We start from the raw sequence: 19,968 nt of genomic DNA on the forward strand, positions 1-19,968 counted from the left end.
GACCTTATTTGACGGCCAGCAGGGAGCGGAAGCCACCGCTGCGCACCACCATGATGAGCACGGGGGCGCCGATCAGCGCCAGGATCACGCCGTTGGGCAGCTCGAACGGCTGGATCAGCCAGCGGGCCAGTATGTCGGCCCCCAGCAGGAACAGCACACCAAACAGGGCGGAGAAACGCACCTGGATGGCGAGGCGCACCGGCTCCACCAGACGGGCGCAGTAGGCGGCCAGAAAGCCGACGAAGCCGATGGGGCCGGCGATGGCGATGGCGCAGGCGGTGAACAGGGTGGCGGCCAGCAGCACGCCGATCCGCACCCGGGTCGGCCGTATGCCGAGGGCCTGGGCCTGGTTGTCTCCCATCTGCATCAGGGTGAGCTGGCGGCACAGGGCCAGGGTCAGCAGCAGACCGGCCAGGGCGAAGGGCACCACAGTGAGCACGGCGTCGAGATCCGAGGCCGCCAGAGACCCCAGGTTCCAGAAGCGGAACTGCTCCAGCACCACCTTGTTGGAGAGCAGCAGGAAGTTGGAGAGGCCGCCAAAGGTGGCGGAGAGGGCGACCCCCACCAGGATGAGCTTGAGCGGATTGGAGCGACCCACCATGAGGCCGAGACCCAGTACGATGAGGTTGCCAAGCAGGGCACCCATGCCGGACCAGAGCAGATAACCGTAGGCCGATTCAACGCCAAAGTAGGTCAGCCCTATCACCAGGGCGAAGACGGCGCCGGCGTTGACGCCGAGCAGGCCGGGCTCGGCCAGCGGATTGCGGGTGGCGCTTTGCAGCATGGAAGCCGCCAGCGCGAGACAGACGCCCACCACCAGGGCACACAGGGTGCGGGGCAGACGCAGGGTATGAATGATCATGGCGAGCTTTTCGTCGGCCATGAGGGCGGGATCGCCCAGCAAAAATCCGGCGACCTCGCGGCCACCATAGACACCGGCACCCGTGGCCAGTGACAGACAGATCAGCATGAACAGGAGAACAACTCCCAGCCAGAACAGCTGTGTTTGGTGTCTGAGCACCCGGATACTCCTTATTGTCGAGGCGATAAAAACGGAAAAAGGGAGCCCGCTTGGGCTCCCGAACGGGGGATTACAGCTTGTAATTCACCCCGGCATAGACGGTGCGACCTTCCAGAATGAAGTCGGCGTCGGTGGCGACCTGGTCACGCTGGGTGTTGGTCAGGTTGGTGATGCCGAGTTTGAAGTCGAGCGCCGGCGTGACTTTCCAGTTGGTGTTGAGGTCCAGGGTCTGATAGTGCTTGGACTTGAGCGCCTGGGAGTTGTGCATCGGCACCTTGATGAACTGGCTGCCCACGTATTGCCAGGCCAGGTTGGTACTGACGATCTCGGTGGCTTGCCAATCCAGGCTGAGGTTGCCGGTGTGATCCGGAGTCTTGGCCAGATCCTCGCCCGTGCTCTTGTCTTGGGAATCCAGCAGGCTCCAGTTACCGGTCAGCTTGACGTTGTCCAGTACATCGACCCAGCCGGTCAGCTCCAGCCCTTTCACCCGTGCCTTCTTGACGTTGAGGTAGGTCATGACGGTCGGACGGTAGCCCGGACCCCACTGATCGCTCTGGATCAGATCTTCGATGTCGTTGTGGAAGCCGGTCACACCTGCGCCGAAACGCTCACTCTCGTAGGCGGTGCCCAGCTCATAGCTGACGGCGGTTTCCGGTTTCAGGTTCGGGTTGCCGACTACCTTGCAGGCACCACGGCAGGCGGTGGTGGCGAAGCCTTCGCTGGACTGGGCCAGGGTCGGTGCCTTGAACGCCTTGCCGGCGCCACCCTTGATCACCCACTCGTCGCTCAGCTTGTAGAGCGCATAGGCGCGCGGGCTGAACTCGTTGCCATAGGTTTCGTGGTGGTCGAGGCGGCCGGAGAGGGTCAGCGCCAGATCCCCCAGGCTGAATTCGTCCTGCAGATAGAGGGCGCTCTGGCTGGCATCCACGCTGCCGTTGGTGATGCTGCGGCTGTGCTCCAGCTCGGTCTTGCGCATCTCGGCACCCGAGGTCAGCAGGTGATCCCCCAGATAGCCGCTCAGCTGGCCATCGACCGTGTGGTTGGTCTGGGTGACATCGGCGGCGCCGCCGTTGAGCTGGGAGTCATCCATCAGATCCGTCTGCTCGAAGTAGTAGCGGGCGCGGCTGTCGAAGTGTTCCCAACGTCCGTTGTGGGTCAGCCCCAGGCTCAGGCGATCGAGTTTTTGCACGTTGTGCGGGGTGGCCGGTGCGGTCGGGGCACGGGGCACGTTGTTGAAGTAGCTGTCCATGTCGTTCTGGTTGTAGCCCAGATCGAAATCGATATCCTGGTTGTCACTGACCAGCCACTTCAGGCTGGAGAGCACATTGACCACTTCCCGTTTTTCCAGCGCATCGGCATCCAGGTTGTTGGACTGATCGCTGTGCCAGCGGTCACGCTGGTAGCCTTCGACCACCACGCTGCCCAGCAGCTTGTTGTCGATGAGGGCACCGGAGACGAAGGCGCTGCCCTGGTTGGCATCGCCACCGTCACCCTTGGTGGGCATGGAGTGGGTGTAGCCGAAGGCCGCTTCGGTCTTCTCCTTGGCCTGGCGCAGGATCACGTTGACCACACCCCCTAAGGCATCGGCACCGTACAGGGAGGAGACGGGGCCACGGATCACTTCGATGCGCTCTATGGCCGCCATGGGGATGGAGCTCAAGTCGAAGTCATTGCCAAAGGAGCTGCCCAGGGTCTCGCGGGCGTTGACCCGTTTGCCATTGATCAGCAGCAGTGTGTAGTCGCCACCCATGCCGCGGATCTTGATCTCGCTGCGACCCGTGGGGTTGGTGCCTATGATGTTGACACCCGGCACATGCTTGAGGGCATCGCCTATGTTGTTGGCGTTCATCTTGTCCAGATCGGCGCGGGTCACCACAGAGACGCTGGCCGGGGCGGACAGTTCCGTGTGCTTGGTCTGGGTGGCGGTGACCACCATGGTCTCGTTGGCTTTGGGTAACTCGGCCTGGGCCAGGCCCGGCAGGGCAAACAGACCGAGGGAGAGCAAAATCGGGTTCAAGCGAAATACGCCAGGCTGCAACTGCATAGTCAAAACTCCATGAATAAAACAGAGGTTATGGGGTCCGGCTCTGGGGCCGGTGGCTTACTGACTTCCCTGTCTGGCCGTACCAGACGCGGGGTTATTGTTATTCCTTGTCTGCGCCAGTCCCTTGAGCAGGAGCCAGACGCCACCACAGGCCAGCAGGCTGCAGGCAATATTGATCCAGGCAAGCCCTGCAAAGCCGTGCAGGGCACCAGTGCTGTCCGAGAAGAGATACTTGGCCGAGATCAGGCTGCCGAGACCCGCCGCCACATTGGTCACTGTGCCCTGAAAAGACATGAAGGCGGCGCGCTGATGGGGGGCCGGAATGGCTGCCGTGATGGCGAGTGTGGTGCTGGATCGTGCCGAGCTCAGTGCCATGAAGAGGGTAAACAGCAGGTAGACGGGCACGCCAACGGGGGCGGCGAAGCCGAGCAGGGTGATCAGGGCCAGCAACAGGCTGGTGATCAGAATGGCGGCCAGCGCCCGGCCCTGATCGATCCAGCCACCGCACAGCCGCATGGTCGCCATGCTGGCAAGGCCGCCACACAGGTAGAGTGCGGCGATCTGCTCGCGGGGGAAGGCGAGGTTGAACTGGAAGTAGTTGGCAAAATGCGGGATCAGCAGGAAATGACCGAACATCTGCAAAGAGAGAATGAGCAGGGCGCCCTGGCAGAGCGGCGATCCCAGCAGCTGGCGCAGCCCGCTACCCTGGGGAGAACGGGTGACCGGCAGGGAGGGCAGCAGCAGGGCGCACAGCAGCGCCAGCAGCAGGCCGCCAGCACCGAACAGCAGGAAGGGGCTCTGCCAGCCGAGCCACTGGGCCAGGATGAGGGCAATAGGTACTATCAGGATGGCGGCCAGCGAGAACGCCATCCCCACATAGGCGAGGCGGCGGCCCCGCTCGGCCGGAGGAACCAGGTCCAGCACGGCGGCCATCAGGATGGCGGAAAGGGGCCCGGCCACGCAGCCGGACAGTATGAACAGCATCAGCAGCTGCTGGCTGTTCTGGACCAGGGCGCAAGCCATCAGCAGCAAGAAGCGCAGGGTCAGCAGTACCAGCAGGGCGGGTTTGCGGTTGACGCGATCGAGCCAGGGGGCGGCGATGAGGCCCATCAGGGCAGCGCCCAGGGTAGCGCCGCCGCTGAAATAACCAGTCTGTTCCGGTTGCATGCCGAGACTGATGACCAGATCCGGCCCAAGGGGCATCACCATCATCATGCTGCCCATGGAGAGCATGTTGATCAGCATCGCCAGATGGATGGCAGCAGGGGTAGTGGTGACGGCGTTTGCTGGCTTCATCAGAAGTGGGCTCGAAAAAATGAGTCCGAATTGTATCCGAGCGATTTTTACGTGACAACAAATGGTAATCATTTTTATTTGTGTTATTTGATCTATCTCCGTCCTTTCCGCTCGCAGGCTGCCAAGGGGGGCGCTCCGGCCCATGCCGCCATTGCCCCTGGGGTGCAAAGTCATTGAAAAGCAAGGCAGATGGATCATGATGGTGATAGCCAGACTGGCAGAAGCGGTGAGCCGGGCTTCCGGACAGGAGAGAGAGATGACAAGGTGGCGTTGGAGCGGGATCTTGTTGCTGTGGGGGTTTTGGTGCCTGCCGCTGCGGGCCGAGGTCAAGGTGATCCCGGTATTCGAGGCCGAGGCCATGGTGCAGACCCTCAAGGAGATCTACCCGGACCTCGGGGTGAGTGCCATGGGCAATCAGCTGGTGCTGAGCGGCAGTGCGGCCCAGTTGCAGGAGGCCGAAGCGACCCTGGCCAAACTCAACCAGCCGCCCCAGAGCCTGCTTGTCGAATGGCGGGTGGATGGCGCCGCCAGCGGTCAGCAACTGGGGGGCTCAATCAGTCGTGACGAGGCCAAACGGCAATGGCTGCTGGAGGGCAATGCCCGGCAATACCAGCGCAGCCAGAACGACAGCTGGCAGGTGCGCGGCCTGTCGGGGCGGCCCGTGTTGCTGCAGATGGGCTCCTACCAGCCGGTCACCTTCTATCAGTGGCGCGGTGGTCAGGTGGTGGGCTTGATGCCGCTCATCAACGGTCTCTACGCCACCGCCACCCTGATAGGGGACAGGGTGCAGATAGCGCTCAGCAGCGAGCAGGCCAGGCTGGAGCAGGGCACCGTCACCACGGGGCAGAATGCCACCGAGGTGAGCGGCGCCCCGGGTCAGTGGCTGACGGTAGGGGAGTTATCCACCAATTCGGCCGGGCAAGGGAGCAGCCTGGGTACCCAGTTGCAGGGAGGCCGCAGTTCTCAGAGCGATCGCCAGACCCTGCAGATCCGGGTCACTCGTCAATGAGTGACCCCTGCATGCTCAGTGAGGTTGATCGGCCGCGTATTCGCGGATCTGGCGGCTGCGCAGCAGATACCAGAGTGCCCAGAGGCTGCCGATCAGCACCAGAGCGGTGGGCCAGCTGAACGACCATTTCTGCAGGTTGAGGCTGTGCAGCTGCATCACCAGGCCGCTGATGGTGGAGCAGAGCAAGAGGCCGCGGCTGCGGCGTCTGAGCCAGGCGCGCACGCTGTCAGTCTGCTGATAGGTGCCGCCAAAGGCGAGCAGTGCCAGCATGGCGGGCACGTCGGTCAGCAGGCTGATGTAGAGGCTGATCTTGTCCGGATAGAAGAGGGTCAGGATCTCGCTGCCGCTCTCGCGGGTGACCCCGGCCATCAGAAACAGCCAGACCGAGCGGGTCAGCAAGAGGGCGATGGGCCAAAACCAGAGGGGAGGGCGCAACTGGCCGTGATCGTCATATCTGTGTTCGGGGTAGAGGGTCATGGTCGCCCGTTATCGCCTGGGTTGTGCAAATGATGAAGAGGATATGGGGCAGAGTGGCGCCCTTTGCAAGGCGTGCCGGGTGACACGAATTAATCGGGGGGCCAGTGCCCCCCAATCCATCGTCTCTTTTTATCGCACTTTCTGGCGGCGTTACAGCCAGCCCTTGCGCTTGAAGAAGAGGCCTGTGCCGAGGGATGACATCACCATCAGCACCAGCGACATGGGATAGCCATACTCCCAGGCCAGCTCCGGCATGCGACCAAAGTTCATGCCGTAGATGCTGGCGATCAGGGTGGGCGGCAGGAAAATTACGGCGGCCACCGAGAAGATCTTGATCACCTTGTTCTGCTCCAGATTGGTGACCCCCATGGAGGCCTCCAGCTGGAAGTTGATCTTGTCGAACAGGAACTGGGTGTGGGGCAAGAGGGACTCTACGTCGTGCAGCATCTCGTCGATCCACTTGTTCTGCTCGCCCGTCATGCGCTGGCGCAGGCTGCGTTTGAGAAAGCGCAGGGCGCGGCGGGTATCGTGCAGGGAGAGACGGATCTGGCCGTTGGCCTCTTCCTGCGCCATCAACTCCTTGAGCATGGGATTGATCTGATCCGGCTCGAAGATTTGATCGGCGGTGTTTTCCAGGGTCTTGTAACCGTCTTCGATGAGATCCGAGAGGTACTCCACCTTGAGGTTCTGCACTTCCAGCAGGATGTCGAGGGCATCCTCCACTTCCAGCCTGTCCTGGCGCATGTAGTGGCGCAGCAGGCGCACCAGGCCGATGTCATCCTCGCGGATGCTGATCAGCAGGTTGTTGCGCAGGGTAAAGGAGACGTGGACACCCTTGGTGTCACGACCGATCCGCTGGGGAAACAGGGAGTGAATGTGCAGACCATCGGTATCCCAGTAAAAGCGGGCGGATGCTTCGATGTCGTCCAGCTCTTCCTTGTCGGGGACCTCTTCCAGAAACAGGCCCGTCAACCATTCTCGCTCCGCCGTGTCCGGCTTGTAGGCATCCAGCCAGACGGTGTTGTCAGGCAGTATGTCGTCAGGCCCGAGCGTGACTATGTCCAGTACCTTGTTATTGAGAATGTAGGCGGTGATCATCTGTCCCCCCTTAAAAAGTCGTGGGTCATCAGGGATGGTTGCACAGGTCATGCGGCCTTAGATCGCGTAGAAAGCGATCCCGTGGATAAGCGAAACGGGCCGATGGAAAACCTGAATGCGGCGAACTATACAGGGGCGGGGAGCGCTTGTCAGGGCCTATTCATCCTAGGTTCAGCCTGTTCGCTCAAAAAAACAGCGAGGTCGGATCAGCGGATCCGGCCGTAAAAGTGACTGCCTGTTCACTGCCCATTGTGCCAGGTGCCCACCCGGGGGGACAGGCATCACCTATTGGGATAGTGGGGTCCTGACCCTCCCTGTGGTGGCGTCCAGACGATGTTCTGGGGCTGAGCATCTTTGATGTCACCTCTTGGTATCGCTGCACTTCATCACATATTGGGATAGTTGGGCCCGGACCCTCCCTGCGGTGGTGTCCAGATGATGTTCTGGCTCGGATCCTTGATGTCGCAGGTCTTGCAGTGAATGCAGTTGGCCGCGTTGATCTGCAAATAAGGCTGGTTCTCGCTCTCCACTATTTCGAACACCCCGGCCGGGCAGTAGCGCTGGGCGGGCTCGGCCCAGGTGGGCAGGTTGACCGCCACCGGGATACTCGAGTCCTGCAACTTGAGGTGGCAGGGCTGATCCTCATCGTGACTGGTGTTGGCCAGATAGACGGAGGAGAGCTTGTCAAAGCTGAGTTTGCCGTCCGGTTTGGGATAGCTGATGGGCTGACAACGGCTGGCCATGCGCAGCTGACGGTAGTCAGGCTCCTTGTCCAACAGGGTGATAGAGCCCAGCAGAGGGAAGGAGGCACCCCGCTGCTCCAACCAGTTGAAGGCGCCGCCGAGCCAGGGGCCCCAACGATGCAGGGCCGCCCCAAAGTTGCGGGCGGTTTTGAGCTCCTGCCCCAGCCAGCTCTGTTGCAGCGCATCCTGATACTCGGCCAGATCCCGGCCCCCCTCATCACCGCCGCGCAGCGTCATGGCGACGGTTTTCGCCGCCAGCATCCCCGACTTCATGGCGGTGTGGATGCCCTTGATGCGGGAAAAATCCAGGGTACCGGCGTCGCAGCCGATCAAGAGACCACCGGGGAAGTGCATGCGGGGCAGGGAGTGCCAGCCGCCCTTGGTGATGGCGCGGGCGCCGTAGCTGATGCGCTCGCCCCCCAGTAGAGTCTGTGCGATGAGGGGATGGTGCTTGAGGCGCTGGAACTCGTCGAACGGGCTAAGCCAGGGGTTGCTGTAGTTGAGATCGACAATCAGCCCGACTGCTACCTGATTGCCATCCATATGATAGAGGTAGAAGCCGCCCTGGCTCTTGCCGGTGCGCAGCCCGGCCAGTGGCCAGCCGCTGCCATGGAGCACCTGGCCCGGTTTGGCCTGGCCAGGGGGGACCTGCCACAGCTCCTTGAAACCGATGGCGTAATGCTGCGGCTGGGCGCTGTTTTCCAGATTGAACTCGGCGATCAACTGCTTGCCCAGATGGCCGCGGGCACCTTCGGCAAACAGGGTGTAGCGACCATGGAGCGCCATGCCGGGCACGTGATCCGATTTGGGATTGCCCGCTCTGTCCAGCCCGAGATCGCCGGTGATCACACCCCGCACCCGTCCCGCTTCCATGATGAGCTCGCTTGCGGTAAAACCCGGGTATATTTCGACTCCCAGCTGCTCGGCCTGTTGACCGAGCCAGCGGCAGAGGTTGCCCAAGCTGAGGATATGGCTGCCATCATTGTGCATGCGCGGCGGCACGGCCCAGTGGGGCAGTTGCAGGGCGCGACGCGCATTTTGCAACAGATGAACCTGATCATCGTTGACGGGGATGCCAAGGGGCGCCTGCTGCCAGCTGTCCGGCAACAGCTCCTTGAGGGCGACGGGATCGAACAGGGCGCCAGAGAGCAGATGGGCGCCGATTTCCGCTCCTTTTTCCAGCACGCAGACCGAGAGATCGGCATTGTGCTGCTTCAGGGCGATGGCTGCACTGAGTCCTGCGGGGCCGCCACCGACGATGACGACATCAAATTCCATTGCTTCGCGTTCCATCTTGCCTCTGCGCTCGACTTGGCCTAGGGTAGTGCTGGTAGTTTACGTAAACGTAAAGCAATTGTAAGCAAAAAAATGCGAGGGTTCGTCAATGGATTCACTCAAGAAAAGCGAGGGATGCGCGTCATGAAGCTGCTGGTCGCGATCAAACGGGTAGTCGACTACAACGTCAAGATCCGGGTGAAGGGAGACGGCTCCGACGTGGAGCTTGCCAATGTGAAGATGGGTATCAACCCGTTCTGTGAAATCGCGGTGGAGGAGGGTGTTCGGCTGCGGGAAGCCGGTGTCGCAAACGAGCTGGTGGTGGTGACCTTCGGACCTGAGGCGGCCGCCGAGCAGCTGCGCCATGCCCTGGCGCTGGGGGCGGATCGGGCCCTTCACTATGTAACCGATGAGACGCTCACTCCGCTGACGGTTGCTCGCGCCCTGCAAAAGGTGTGTGAGCAAGAGGAGCCATCACTGGTGCTGCTCGGCAAGCAGTCCATTGATTCTGACAACAACCAGGTGGGCCAGATGCTCTCGGCCCTCACCGACTGGCCGCTGGCCACCTTCGCCTCCGCCATCAAGCTGATGGAGGAGGAGTTGCAGGTGACCCGCGAAATCGACGGGGGCCTGGAGACCCTCGGCATGCCCTTGCCTGCCGTGGTGACGGTGGATCTGCGCCTGAACGAGCCCCGCTTTGCATCGCTTCCCAACATCATGAAAGCCAAGCGCAAGCCACTCGAGAGTGCCCCCTTCGCGACCCTTGGCGTCGAACCTGCCGGCCACACCCGGCTGCTCGGTGTGATGGCGCCAGCCGTGCGCAGTGCAGGCATCAAGGTCGGCTCTGTGGACGAGTTGCTGGATAAACTCAGGAACGAAGCCAAGGTGCTGCCATGAGCATCCTGGTCATGATGGAACATATTGGGTGTCGCCCCCTGGCTGGGATAAGGGCTGGCGCGGCGGAAAGAGTCGCTAACGATAAGGTGCAGCCATGAGCGTACTGGTTATTGCTGAACATCATCAGGGCAAGCTTGCCGACAATGTGGCCCAATTGGTCACGGCAGCGGGCCAGCTCGGCGGCGAGGTGCATCTGTTGCTGCTGGGCCAGGGACTGACCGAGGCGGGCGAGCAGGGTGCCAGCCTGCAAGGAGTGGACAGGGTGCTGCTGGCCGAGCATCCCATGTTGGCGGAAGGGTTGAACGACGGCGTTGATCCCCTGCTGTCTGATATTGCACGGGACTATCAGCACTGCCTGATGGCGGCGAGCACCCAGGGCAAGGATATGTTGCCCCGGGTAGCGGCACGGCTCGGGATGGAGATGCTCTCCGAGGTGATCGGCATAGAGAGTGGCGATACCTTCCTGCGCCCCATCTATGCGGGCAACGCCATTGCCAGGGTGGCGAGCTCGGCCCCCATCAAGGTGCTGACCATCAGGCCGACCGCCTTTGCCAAAGCCGAGTTCGGGACTGGGCAGGCTGCGGTTGAGCGGCTGCCGGTGGCCGATGTGGCATGTCGTATCCGTCTGGTCGAGCGCCGCGCCGTGTTGTCCGTCAGGCCGGAACTCGCGGCTGCGCGGGTCGTGGTCTCCGGCGGAAGGGCCCTTGGCTCCAAGGCGCAGTTTGCCCTGATCGAGGCACTGGCCGACAAGCTGGGCGGGGCGGTGGGGGCCTCGCGCGCCGCCGTTGACGCCGGTTTTGTGGCCAACGATCTGCAGGTGGGTCAGACCGGCAAGGTGGTCGCTCCCGAGCTCTATATCGCGGTCGGCATCTCGGGGGCCATCCAGCATCTGGCGGGCATGAAGGAGTCGAAGGTGATAGTGGCCATCAACAAGGACAGCGAGGCCCCCATTTTCCAGGTGGCTGACTACGGTCTGGTGGGGGATCTGTTCACCCTGCTGCCCGAGCTCACCGCCAAACTCTGATCTTGTCTACAATGGGGGCTTGCTGCTTTGGATGCGTGCAAAGCCCCATTTCCATGCACATTCCCCGCAAGCCCTGACCCGTTCAGGGCTTTTTTGATGGCAGCCCGACTTGACCCGGGTGACAAAAGCTTGAGCCAGCTCCCAAAAAGCCTTTGATCCTGGGGCGGCTCTTGTGTAAAACCAGACAAGTCATCGATTACTCTCATCCACTCACGGAAAGCGTCATGAGCAAACAGATTTACAACTTCTGCGCCGGCCCAGCCATGTTGCCGGTTGAAGTCATGGAGCGCGCCCAGCGCGAATTTTGTAATTTTCAGGGGCTGGGAGCCTCGGTCATGGAGCTGTCCCATCGCGGCAAGCCTTATATGGCGGTCGCCGAGAAGGCCGAAGCCGATCTGCGCGACTTGCTGGCGGTGCCGGACAACTACAAGGTGCTCTTCATGCACGGTGGTGGTCGCGGCCAGTTCTCCGCCGTACCCATGAATCTACTGGGAGGCGCGAACAAGAAGGCTGACTTCCTGTTGACCGGTGTCTGGTCCCAGAGTGCCGTGGATGAAGCCCGCAAGTATGGTGATATCCAGACGGTGCAAGGGGTTGCCAAGAACGAGCAGGGGATCTCCCATTTGCTGCAGAGCCCGGCGTTTCGCGCCGATGCAGCCTATGTGCACTACTGCCCGAACGAAACCATTGATGGCATAGAGATGTTCGACATCCCGGCCACCGGCGATGTGCCCCTGGTCGCCGATCTCTCCTCCACCATCCTCTCCCGTCCCATGGATGTGAGCCGTTTTGGGGTCATCTACGCCGGAGCCCAGAAGAACATAGGCCCGTCAGGGCTGGCCATCGCCATCGTACGTGACGATCTGCTGAACCAGGCGAGAGCCGACGTGCCCTCGATTTTTGACTACCAGCTCACTGCCAAGAACGACTCCATGTTCAACACCCCGCCCACCTACGCCTGGTATCTGGCCGGTCTGGTGTTCGAGTGGCTCAAAGAACAGGGCGGGCTCGAGGCGATGGCCGCGCGCAACAAGGCGAAGGCCGATTTCCTCTACGGCTACCTCGACGATTCCAGCTTCTACGGCAACAAGGTGGATGTCAGCTGCCGTTCCCGCATGAACATACCTTTCCAGCTGAAAAATGACGCCCTGGACAAGCAGTTCCTGGCCGAGTCCGAAGCCGCCGGTCTGTTGGCCCTGAAAGGGCACCGCATCGTCGGTGGCATGCGCGCCAGCCTCTATAACGCCATGCCGCTGGAAGGGGTCAAGGCCCTGGTGAGCTTTATGGATGGCTTTGCCAAGCGCCACGGCTGAGGCGTTTTTCCCCAATTGCAGGCGCTGGGGACTCCCCGGCGTCTGTTTTTTCAGTGGATCCTGATCGGCCGCGAGTCTGGCCCGCTTTTGTGCCACGCGCGGTCTTGCCGAGCAAGGCGCGGGCTGCTAACGTCCGGTCAGGTGATTTAATTGAGATAGTACAGGAAGTCTATGAATTCGTTGCGTTTGGAACCCATTTCTCGTGTGGCCGGTGAGGTCAATCTGCCCGGCTCCAAGAGCGTATCCAATCGGGCTTTGTTGCTGGCGGCCCTTGCCCGTGGCACCACCCGGCTGACCAATCTGCTCGACAGCGATGATATTCGTCATATGCTGGCGGCGCTGACCCAGCTCGGGGTCAAGTACAAGCTTTCCGCCGACAAGACAGAGTGCACAGTGCACGGTCTGGGTCGCAGCTTTGCGGTATCGGCACCGGTCAATCTGTTCCTCGGCAATGCCGGTACTGCCATGCGTCCCCTCTGTGCGGCCCTGTGTCTGGGATCCGGTGAATACATGCTGGGTGGTGAACCCAGGATGGAGGAGCGTCCCATCGGCCATCTGGTGGATGCCTTGCGTGAAGCAGGTGCCCATATCCAGTACCTGAAAAAAGATGGTTATCCGCCGCTGGTGGTGGATGCCAAGGGTCTCTGGGGCGGTGACGTACACGTCGATGGGTCCGTCTCCAGCCAGTTCCTGACGGCGTTTTTGATGGCGGCGCCCATGGCGGCCGGTGATACCCGTATCCACATCAAGGGGGAGCTGGTCTCCAAGCCCTACATCGACATCACGTTGCACATCATGAAACAGTTCGGTGTGGTCATCGAGCACGACAACTACAAGCTGTTCTACATCAAGGGCAACCAGAGTTATGTCAGTCCGGGTGACTTCCTGGTGGAAGGGGACGCCTCCAGCGCCTCTTACTTCCTCGCGGCAGGTGCCATCAAGGGCAAGGTGCGTGTGACCGGCATCGGCAAGCACAGCATTCAGGGCGATATCCACTTCGCCGACGTGCTGGAGAAGATGGGCGCCCGCATCACCTGGGGTGACGACTTCATCGAGGCAGAGCAAGGCCCGCTGCACGGCGTCGACATGGACATGAACCATATTCCGGATGCGGCCATGACCATCGCTGTCGCGGCACTGTTTGCCGAGGGGCCCACCTCCATTCGCAACATCTACAACTGGCGGGTGAAGGAGACGGATCGTCTGCATGCCATGGCCACCGAGCTGCGCAAGCTGGGTGTGGAGGTGGAGGAGGGACATGACTTCATCACCGTGACCCCACCGACCCAGCTCAAGCACGCCGAGATCGACACCTACAACGATCACCGCATCGCCATGTGCTTCTCCCTGGTGGCGCTGTCCGATACCGCCGTCACCATCAATGATCCGGGTTGTACTTCCAAAACCTTCCCGGATTACTTCGACAAGCTTGCCGACATCAGTCAGGCTGTTTGATCCCTTGAGGCCCGCCTTTGCGCGGGCTTTTTTTCAGGCCTGTTTTCAGGGATCTCTTCACACAAGGCATTTGGCCTTTTCGTCCGGCTTTGAGACAGTGCACTAGCAGCATTATCCAAACTTGCAAGACACATTCAGAAAATTCCTTGATGGATGATGTAATTTTCTATTTACACCGTCTCTGCTGCGGGCTAGATTGAAGTTTCTTTATCGCAGTCATCTAGCAGGAAGCCTTGTCATGCAGCATCAAACCGACGACGTTCGTATCAGTGAAATCAAAGAGTTATTACCCCCGGTTGCGGTGCTCGAGAAGTTTCCGGCCACCGAGACAGCTTCATCTACCGTGTTTGAATCCCGTCAGGCCATTCACCGGATCCTGACCGGCGAAGATCCGCGTCTGCTGGTGGTGATAGGTCCCTGCTCCATCCACGATCCGGTTGCGGCACTAGAATATGGCAAGCGTCTCAAGACCTTGCGTGACGAGCTCAAGGGCCAGCTGGAAATCGTGATGCGAGTCTACTTCGAGAAGCCCCGCACCACAGTGGGCTGGAAGGGGCTGATCAACGACCCTTACCTCGACAACACCTGCAAGATCAACGACGGCCTGCGCATCGGTCGCAAGCTGCTGCTGGATCTCAATGACATGGGGCTGCCGACCGCCTCCGAATTCCTCGACATGATCACCCCGCAATACGTGGCAGATCTGATGAGCTGGGGTGCCATCGGTGCCCGTACTACCGAATCCCAGGTGCACCGTGAGCTGGCCTCCGGTCTCTCCTGCCCGGTGGGTTTCAAGAATGGCACCGACGGCACCATCAAGGTGGCCATCGATGCCATCGGTGCCGCCAGCGCGCCGCACCACTTCCTGTCGGTCACCAAGTATGGCCACTCCGCCATCGTCGCCACCCGGGGCAACCCGGATTGCCACATCATTCTGCGCGGTGGCCGCGAGCCAAACTACAGCGCCGCCCATGTTGACGAGGTAGTGAAGGGGCTGGACAAGGCCGGTCTGCCGCAAAAGGTGATGATCGACTTCAGCCACGCCAACAGCAGCAAGCAGTTCAAGAACCAGATGCTGGTGGCCGAAGATGTGGCCGGTCAGCTGCGTGCCGGCAGCAAGGCTGTGTTTGGCGTCATGGTGGAGAGCCATCTGGTGGAAGGCCGCCAGGATCTGGTGGAAGGGCGCGAGCTCACCGTCGGTCAGAGCATCACGGATGCCTGCATCGGCTGGGCCGATACCGAAGTGCTGCTGCGCAATCTGGCTGATGCGGTGGCCACCCGCAACGCTGGCTGATCGGTGCCCGCCCGCGGCTGGCCCCGCAGGCAAACAGCAAGAAACTAAAAAGCGCGACCTCATGGTCGCGCTTTTGCTGAGTACAGCTGTGTCTTACCAGCGGTACGTCTTGAGCAACTGATCCAGCTTCTTGCACTGTTCTACCAGCTGGATACTGGCGAGATTGGCGGCGTGGGCCTGACCCAGGGTGTCGTTGGAGGTGTTGCGAATGTCGCTCACCGAGCTGTCCACTTCGCTGCAAACCCTGTCCTGCTCCTCGGCAGATTGCGCCATCTGGGCATTGAGGTCGTTGATGCTGGCGATGCGGCCAATGATGTTCTGCATGGCGGCCAGGGTGGCTTCCGTCTTGTGAATGCTTTCATCTGCCTTGGATTTTGCATCCCCGATCACCTCAACGGCGCTCTGTGCCTCTTTTTGCAGCGCGGCAATCATCTGGGAGATCTCTTCGCTGGCGGCGCGACTGCGGTTGGACAGGGCCCGCACTTCGTCGGCGACCACCGCAAAACCGCGTCCCTGTTCACCAGCGCGAGCAGCCTCAATGGCGGCATTCAGCGCCAGCAAGTTGGTCTGATCCGCTATGCCCTTGATCACTTCCAGCACACCGTCGACGGCCAGGCAGCGGCTGTCGAGCTGCTGGATCACCCGGTCGACCCGCTCAATTTCGGCCGACATCTCTCCCATGTCGGTGATGGAGTGCTGGGCGAGGCGGCTGGTGTTGGCGGCATCCTGGTTGGTGAGGGCGGAGAGTTCGGCACTGTGGCGGGCATGCTCGCGTACCTCGTGGGAGCTGGCGGCCAATTCGCTGACGGCGGCGGCGACCTGGGTCGTCATGCCCTCCTGCTGGCGGGCCGATCCTTCGGTCTGGGTGGCGACCTGGCGGATCTGGTTTGACTCCTGATAGAGCTGCTGAGTCGCGTGCTCCACCTCCTGCAGGCTGTGGCGAAAACCTTGCACCATGTCACTGACGGCGCGGGTCATCTGGCCCAGCTCATCCTGGCTCGGATTGAGCAGGGGGAGGGAGAGATCCCGCTCCTTGGCCATGCGGGTCATGGTCAGTTGCAGGTGGCGCACAGGTCGCTTGATGTAGTGTTGCAGCACCCAGGCCAGCAGCCCGAAACCGAGCCCGAACACCACCACCAGGCTGCCGCTCAGGATCAGGTTGTTATGGCGGATCTCGCCAAAGGTGTGGCTGAGATCGTAACTGATCCGCACGGCCCCCATGACGGTGCCTTCCGGTACCTGATGGCAGGTGGTGCATTGGGTGCCGCGATACTCTTTGAAAGCCTTGAAGGGTTTGATCAGGGTGAGCTGGTTGCCCTGCTGCTCAAGGATGGTCTCTCCCTGAACTATGGCTCTTTCATCCAGGTTGTCCTGCACCTTCTGATCCGGGTGGCCGGGTCCGAACAGATCGCTCACGGCGGGGGCGCGGATCAGACGGGCCTCGACTATCCCGGCCTCGCTCTTGAGCTTGGTCTGCACGATTTGTCGATTGGCCATGCCGCCAGTCATCATGAGAACGTTGAGTTGATCCATGTAGGTGTTGGCAGCACTGTCGACTTTTTCACCGGCCAGCCTGATGGCAAGATCTCGCTGCAACCAGGCTGAGAGTTCGAAACTGAGGGCGAAGGTACAGCCGATGACCAGGGTGAGAGGGAGAAAAATTTTCCAGTTCAGTGACAGGTTTTGCATAGTTAGTTGGTCCATGCGCAGGTGGGCGATCGTCAATGGTGGGCGACTCTCCCCACGCTCGCTCGTCAGGGAGGGGGAGATGGTTCTCTATCGGCACACCCTACCTCATCTTGAGTAAATTATCTGTTAACTGGATCCATGATAGAGGTTAATAGTGAGTAGCAAAGGTGAGTTGGATGAGATTGGTTTGATCCAGCACAAACTTGGCATTAATTGATAGTGGTTATCATTTGCATTATTTCCATGCGGTAACCAGCCAGCGATGACATTACACCTGACCCCGACCATGACCGGACTCTCTACACCGGATCCTCTCAAGTTTGCCTTCAGCGCCAAAACCTCTGCCCACGCCAGCCGGGGTGGCATTCGCCCCTTTTCTCTCGACGATGCAGGCTGGCAAGCCTGGTGGCAGCAAGGGAGCCAGGCCGATGAGCGTGCGCTTTACATCCATGTTCCGTTTTGCCGAAAGCGCTGCAGCTTCTGCAATTTCTTCGAAAATGGCGCCAATCCGGCGCGCATGAGCCGCTATATGGCCGCCTTGTGCGACAGCCTGAACCGGGCAGCGGATACTCCCTTGGCCCAAAGCAGACCCTTTTCGGCTGTCTATGTAGGAGGCGGCACGCCGACTGACATGGCACTCGAGGATCTGGCGAGGCTGGCCAGGGCGATTCAACGCTTTCCACTGACCCTGGATGCCGAGGTGACCCTGGAAGGGCGCCTCAACGGTTTTGATGATGCCAAGTGGCAGACAGCGCTGGCGGGGGGCTTCAACCGCTTCTCGTTCGGGGTACAGAGTTTTGACACCCGGGTGCGCCAGCAGGCGGCCCGCTTCGATGACAGGCAGACCCTGCTGGCCCGTCTCGGCGAGCTGACCCAAGATGATGCGGCCGTGATAGTGGCGGATCTCATCTTCGGTCTGCCGGGTCAGGATGATGCCGTGTGGCGCCAGGATATTGCGGATGTGATGGCAAGCGGGGTACAGGGCGTGGATCTCTATCAGCTCATCCCCATGGCGGGTACCAACCTCGAGCGGGCCGAGGCGAGCGGCAAACTGGGCTGGGCGGCCGATGGTCAGCAACGGGCCGCCATGTATGCCTACGGCGCCCAGACGCTGGAGCAGGGCGGCTGGCAGCGGCTCTCCTGCAGTCACTGGCGGCGCGGCGATGCCGAGCAGAGCCGCTACAACCAGATGGCCAAGCGCGGTGCCGCGATCCTTCCCTTCGGGGCGGGGGCCGGAGGCAACGTGCATGGCCATGGCCTCATGTATGGCCGGGATCTGGCCCTCTGGCACGAGGCGCTGGCTGGCGGTGTGCGAGCGCCTGGCATGGTGATGGGGCAGAACCCCAATGCTCCTATGGACGGCCTGCTGCGCGGTGCCCTCGACAGCGGCAGGTTGACGCTGGATCGCCTGCCCGCGCCGCTGAGGGCCCATCTGCTGCCGCTCTTTCAGGCTTGGCAGTTGCACGGGCTGGTAGCGCTGACGGAGGACAAGCTTGTGTTGACCCTGGCGGGGCGTTTCTGGAACGTCAATCTGCAGGCGGGCTTGTTCGAGTACTTGCAACTCAATCCGCTGGCGGGATCTGATGCGGTGCCGGCTCCGGCCGACATGGTGCGCCACTCACTGGTGTGACGGACAGGCGTCAACGAAAGGGAAGGGGATGAAACGGGGGCGCTGCAAAGCGCCCTCGTGTTCAGTTATCGGTTGTGCACTTCTTCTACCCGTACCTGCAAGTGCCCTTCCGCCAGCGTGGTGACCAGAGTTTGCCCGGCGTTCACCTGAGCCGCGCGGTTGATCACGTCGCCGCTCTGGGTGCGGGTGATGGAGTAACCGCGCCCCAGGGTGGCGAGCGGGCTTACGCCGTCGAGGCGGGCAGTCAGCATGGCGAGGCGATGGCTGGCCTGATCCTGGCGCTTGGCGATAAGTGCATGCAGCCGCTCCTCGGCCAGTTGGTGGCGACGACGACCGATTGCCAGCAGCCGCTCCGGGCTTTTGGCCTGCAGGCGAAGTTCGAGGTTGGCGAGGCGCCGCTCCCCCTGATGCAGCCGCTGGTTCAGCAGTTGCTGCAAGCGGGCGGAGAGCTCGTCGAGACGTTGGGATTGCTGCTCCAGTCGACGTTTGGGATCCTGATGGTCGAGCCGCTTTTGCAGCAGCACAAAGCCGTGGCGGGCGGCGGTTTGGTAGCGATTCATCGCCTGCACCAGTCGCTGCCACAGATGCGCGAGGCGCTGGGCGCGAGCGCTTTGATCCGGTGCCACCAGTTCGGCGGCAGCCGATGGTGTGGGGGCGCGAAGATCAGCGGCAAAGTCGCTGATGGTGACATCCACCTCATGGCCCACAGCGCTGATCACCGGAATGGCAGAGTTGGCGATGGCGCGCGCTACCCCCTCTTCGTTGAAGCACCAGAGATCTTCAAGAGAGCCGCCGCCGCGACCGACGATCAGCACATCCACCTCGGCGCGGTGGTTGGCCAGGGCAATGGCGGCGACTATCTGGCTGATGGCGGCGCTGCCCTGCACCTGTGTCGGGTAGATAAAGATGGGCAGATCCGGCGCGCGGCGTTTGAGCACTGTCAGCATGTCGTGGAGGGCGGCGCCGGTGGCGGAGGTGACCAGCCCCACGGCGCGCGGTTCGCGAGGTAGCGGCCGTTTGCGGCCCTCGTCAAACAATCCTTCTGCCCCTAGCCGGCGCTTGAGCTCTTCAAAGCGCAGGGCCAGCACGCCATCGCCGGCGGGCTGCATCGATTCGATGATGAGCTGATAGTCGCCGCGGGGCTCATAGAGGGAGACTCTGGCCTGCACCAGCACCTGCATGCCATCCTGCGGGCGAAATGCCACCCGGCGGTTGTTGCCCTTGAACATGGCACAGCGCACCTGGGCGCCCAGATCTTTTAGCGAGAAGTACCAGTGGCCCGAGCTTGGCATCGCCAGATTGGAGAGCTCCCCCGTCAGCCACACCAGCCCCAGATCCTGCTCCAGGATCATGCGCACGGCGCTGTTGAGGCGGGTGACGGTAAAGACCTGCTGCTCGCGGCCGTTCGCCGCACTGGATGGGGTATATCGGTTCAATGGCGCACCTCTGGTCTGCTCCGGCTGCGCCGGGATAAAACGATGGCCGCTATCTTAACCCGAAACGGGGGGCGGGAGCGAAGGATGGCAATGGTGACATGCCTTTGCAAAGAGAGGGGTCATCTGCCAGGAGCAAGCGGCAGAAGAGCAAGATTGGAAACGCGCTTGGCCATGGGGGCGAGTAACATGTTTTCCGGCAAGATTGCCAGCGACCGCAGCAGCTGTACATCTTGCGGTATCGTCTCGATGCCACTGATATCTGCGACA

General features: G+C 61.4%; 15 protein-coding genes. 7 read left to right on the forward strand and 8 right to left on the reverse strand.

The features are described 5' to 3' along the window. Positions 1–4: 4 nt before the first annotated feature. The 3 genes from GWQ31_RS05240 to GWQ31_RS05250 form a co-directional block, all read right to left on the reverse strand. Complete coding sequence (locus GWQ31_RS05240) at positions 5–1,021, reverse strand: amonabactin ABC transporter permease subunit 2 (RefSeq protein WP_005315288.1); 1,017 nt, start codon at positions 1,019–1,021, stop codon at positions 5–7. A 70-nt stretch (positions 1,022–1,091) separates the two neighbouring features. Continuing rightward, complete coding sequence (locus GWQ31_RS05245; protein ID WP_169045994.1) at positions 1,092–3,065, reverse strand: siderophore amonabactin TonB-dependent receptor; 1,974 nt, start codon at positions 3,063–3,065, stop codon at positions 1,092–1,094. Between the two features lie 57 nt (positions 3,066–3,122). Continuing rightward, positions 3,123–4,361 (reverse strand): siderophore amonabactin export MFS transporter, encoded by a 1,239-nt coding sequence (locus GWQ31_RS05250; protein WP_275908824.1) that lies wholly within the window; start codon positions 4,359–4,361, stop codon positions 3,123–3,125. Between the two features lie 256 nt (positions 4,362–4,617). Between GWQ31_RS05250 and GWQ31_RS05255 the strand changes: the two genes are divergently transcribed. Then, complete coding sequence (locus GWQ31_RS05255) at positions 4,618–5,370, forward strand: hypothetical protein (RefSeq protein ID WP_275908825.1); 753 nt, start codon at positions 4,618–4,620, stop codon at positions 5,368–5,370. A gap of 15 nt (positions 5,371–5,385) precedes the next feature. On the opposite strand, the gene GWQ31_RS05260 is transcribed toward GWQ31_RS05255, so the two are convergent. The 3 genes from GWQ31_RS05260 to GWQ31_RS05270 all read right to left on the reverse strand — a co-directional run bounded on the left by GWQ31_RS05260 (position 5,386) and on the right by GWQ31_RS05270 (position 8,981). After that, on the reverse strand, positions 5,386–5,847 hold the full coding sequence (locus tag GWQ31_RS05260) for a DUF2919 domain-containing protein (RefSeq protein ID WP_219598905.1): 462 nt from the start codon (positions 5,845–5,847) through the stop codon (positions 5,386–5,388). 150 nt (positions 5,848–5,997) lie between these two features. Then, positions 5,998–6,945: a magnesium/cobalt transporter CorA gene (gene corA / locus GWQ31_RS05265; protein ID WP_005315297.1), complete on the reverse strand. Its 948-nt coding sequence runs from the start codon at positions 6,943–6,945 to the stop codon at positions 5,998–6,000. Positions 6,946–7,331: 386 nt separating this feature from the next. Then, on the reverse strand, positions 7,332–8,981 hold the full coding sequence (locus GWQ31_RS05270) for an electron transfer flavoprotein-ubiquinone oxidoreductase (protein WP_275908826.1): 1,650 nt from the start codon (positions 8,979–8,981) through the stop codon (positions 7,332–7,334). Positions 8,982–9,107: 126 nt separating this feature from the next. Between GWQ31_RS05270 and GWQ31_RS05275 the strand changes: the two genes are divergently transcribed. The 5 genes from GWQ31_RS05275 (at position 9,108) to aroG (ending at position 14,946) form a co-directional block, all read left to right on the forward strand. Beyond that, positions 9,108–9,860 (forward strand): electron transfer flavoprotein subunit beta/FixA family protein, encoded by a 753-nt coding sequence (locus tag GWQ31_RS05275; RefSeq protein WP_275908827.1) that lies wholly within the window; start codon positions 9,108–9,110, stop codon positions 9,858–9,860. A gap of 94 nt (positions 9,861–9,954) precedes the next feature. Then, positions 9,955–10,884 carry an FAD-binding protein gene (locus GWQ31_RS05280; protein ID WP_113721526.1) on the forward strand — a complete coding sequence of 310 codons (930 nt, stop codon included), beginning with the start codon at positions 9,955–9,957 and terminating at the stop codon, positions 10,882–10,884. A gap of 224 nt (positions 10,885–11,108) precedes the next feature. Beyond that, entirely contained in the window at positions 11,109–12,197 is a 1,089-nt protein-coding gene (gene serC / locus GWQ31_RS05285) for a 3-phosphoserine/phosphohydroxythreonine transaminase (RefSeq protein WP_005315304.1), read from the forward strand. Positions 12,198–12,368: 171 nt separating this feature from the next. After that, complete coding sequence (aroA, locus tag GWQ31_RS05290) at positions 12,369–13,652, forward strand: 3-phosphoshikimate 1-carboxyvinyltransferase (protein WP_058394033.1); 1,284 nt, start codon at positions 12,369–12,371, stop codon at positions 13,650–13,652. A 238-nt stretch (positions 13,653–13,890) separates the two neighbouring features. Continuing rightward, positions 13,891–14,946, forward strand: a complete 1,056-nt coding sequence (gene aroG / locus GWQ31_RS05295; protein ID WP_169046001.1) for a 3-deoxy-7-phosphoheptulonate synthase AroG — start codon at positions 13,891–13,893, stop codon at positions 14,944–14,946. Between the two features lie 93 nt (positions 14,947–15,039). Here aroG and GWQ31_RS05300 read toward each other — a convergent pair whose 3' ends face one another. Further along, positions 15,040–16,635: a methyl-accepting chemotaxis protein gene (locus GWQ31_RS05300; protein WP_265421488.1), complete on the reverse strand. Its 1,596-nt coding sequence runs from the start codon at positions 16,633–16,635 to the stop codon at positions 15,040–15,042. Between the two features lie 262 nt (positions 16,636–16,897). On the opposite strand from GWQ31_RS05300, the gene hutW reads away from it, so the two are divergent. Beyond that, positions 16,898–18,265: a heme anaerobic degradation radical SAM methyltransferase ChuW/HutW gene (gene hutW, locus GWQ31_RS05305; RefSeq protein WP_275908828.1), complete on the forward strand. Its 1,368-nt coding sequence runs from the start codon at positions 16,898–16,900 to the stop codon at positions 18,263–18,265. Between the two features lie 65 nt (positions 18,266–18,330). Here hutW and xseA read toward each other — a convergent pair whose 3' ends face one another. Next, positions 18,331–19,701, reverse strand: coding sequence for an exodeoxyribonuclease VII large subunit (gene xseA / locus GWQ31_RS05310; RefSeq protein ID WP_275908829.1), 1,371 nt, complete (start codon positions 19,699–19,701; stop codon positions 18,331–18,333). Positions 19,702–19,968: the final 267 nt, after the last annotated feature.

Source organism: Aeromonas sp. 2MA4, from assembly GCF_029237305.1.
GTDB lineage: Bacteria > Pseudomonadota > Gammaproteobacteria > Enterobacterales > Aeromonadaceae > Aeromonas > Aeromonas salmonicida.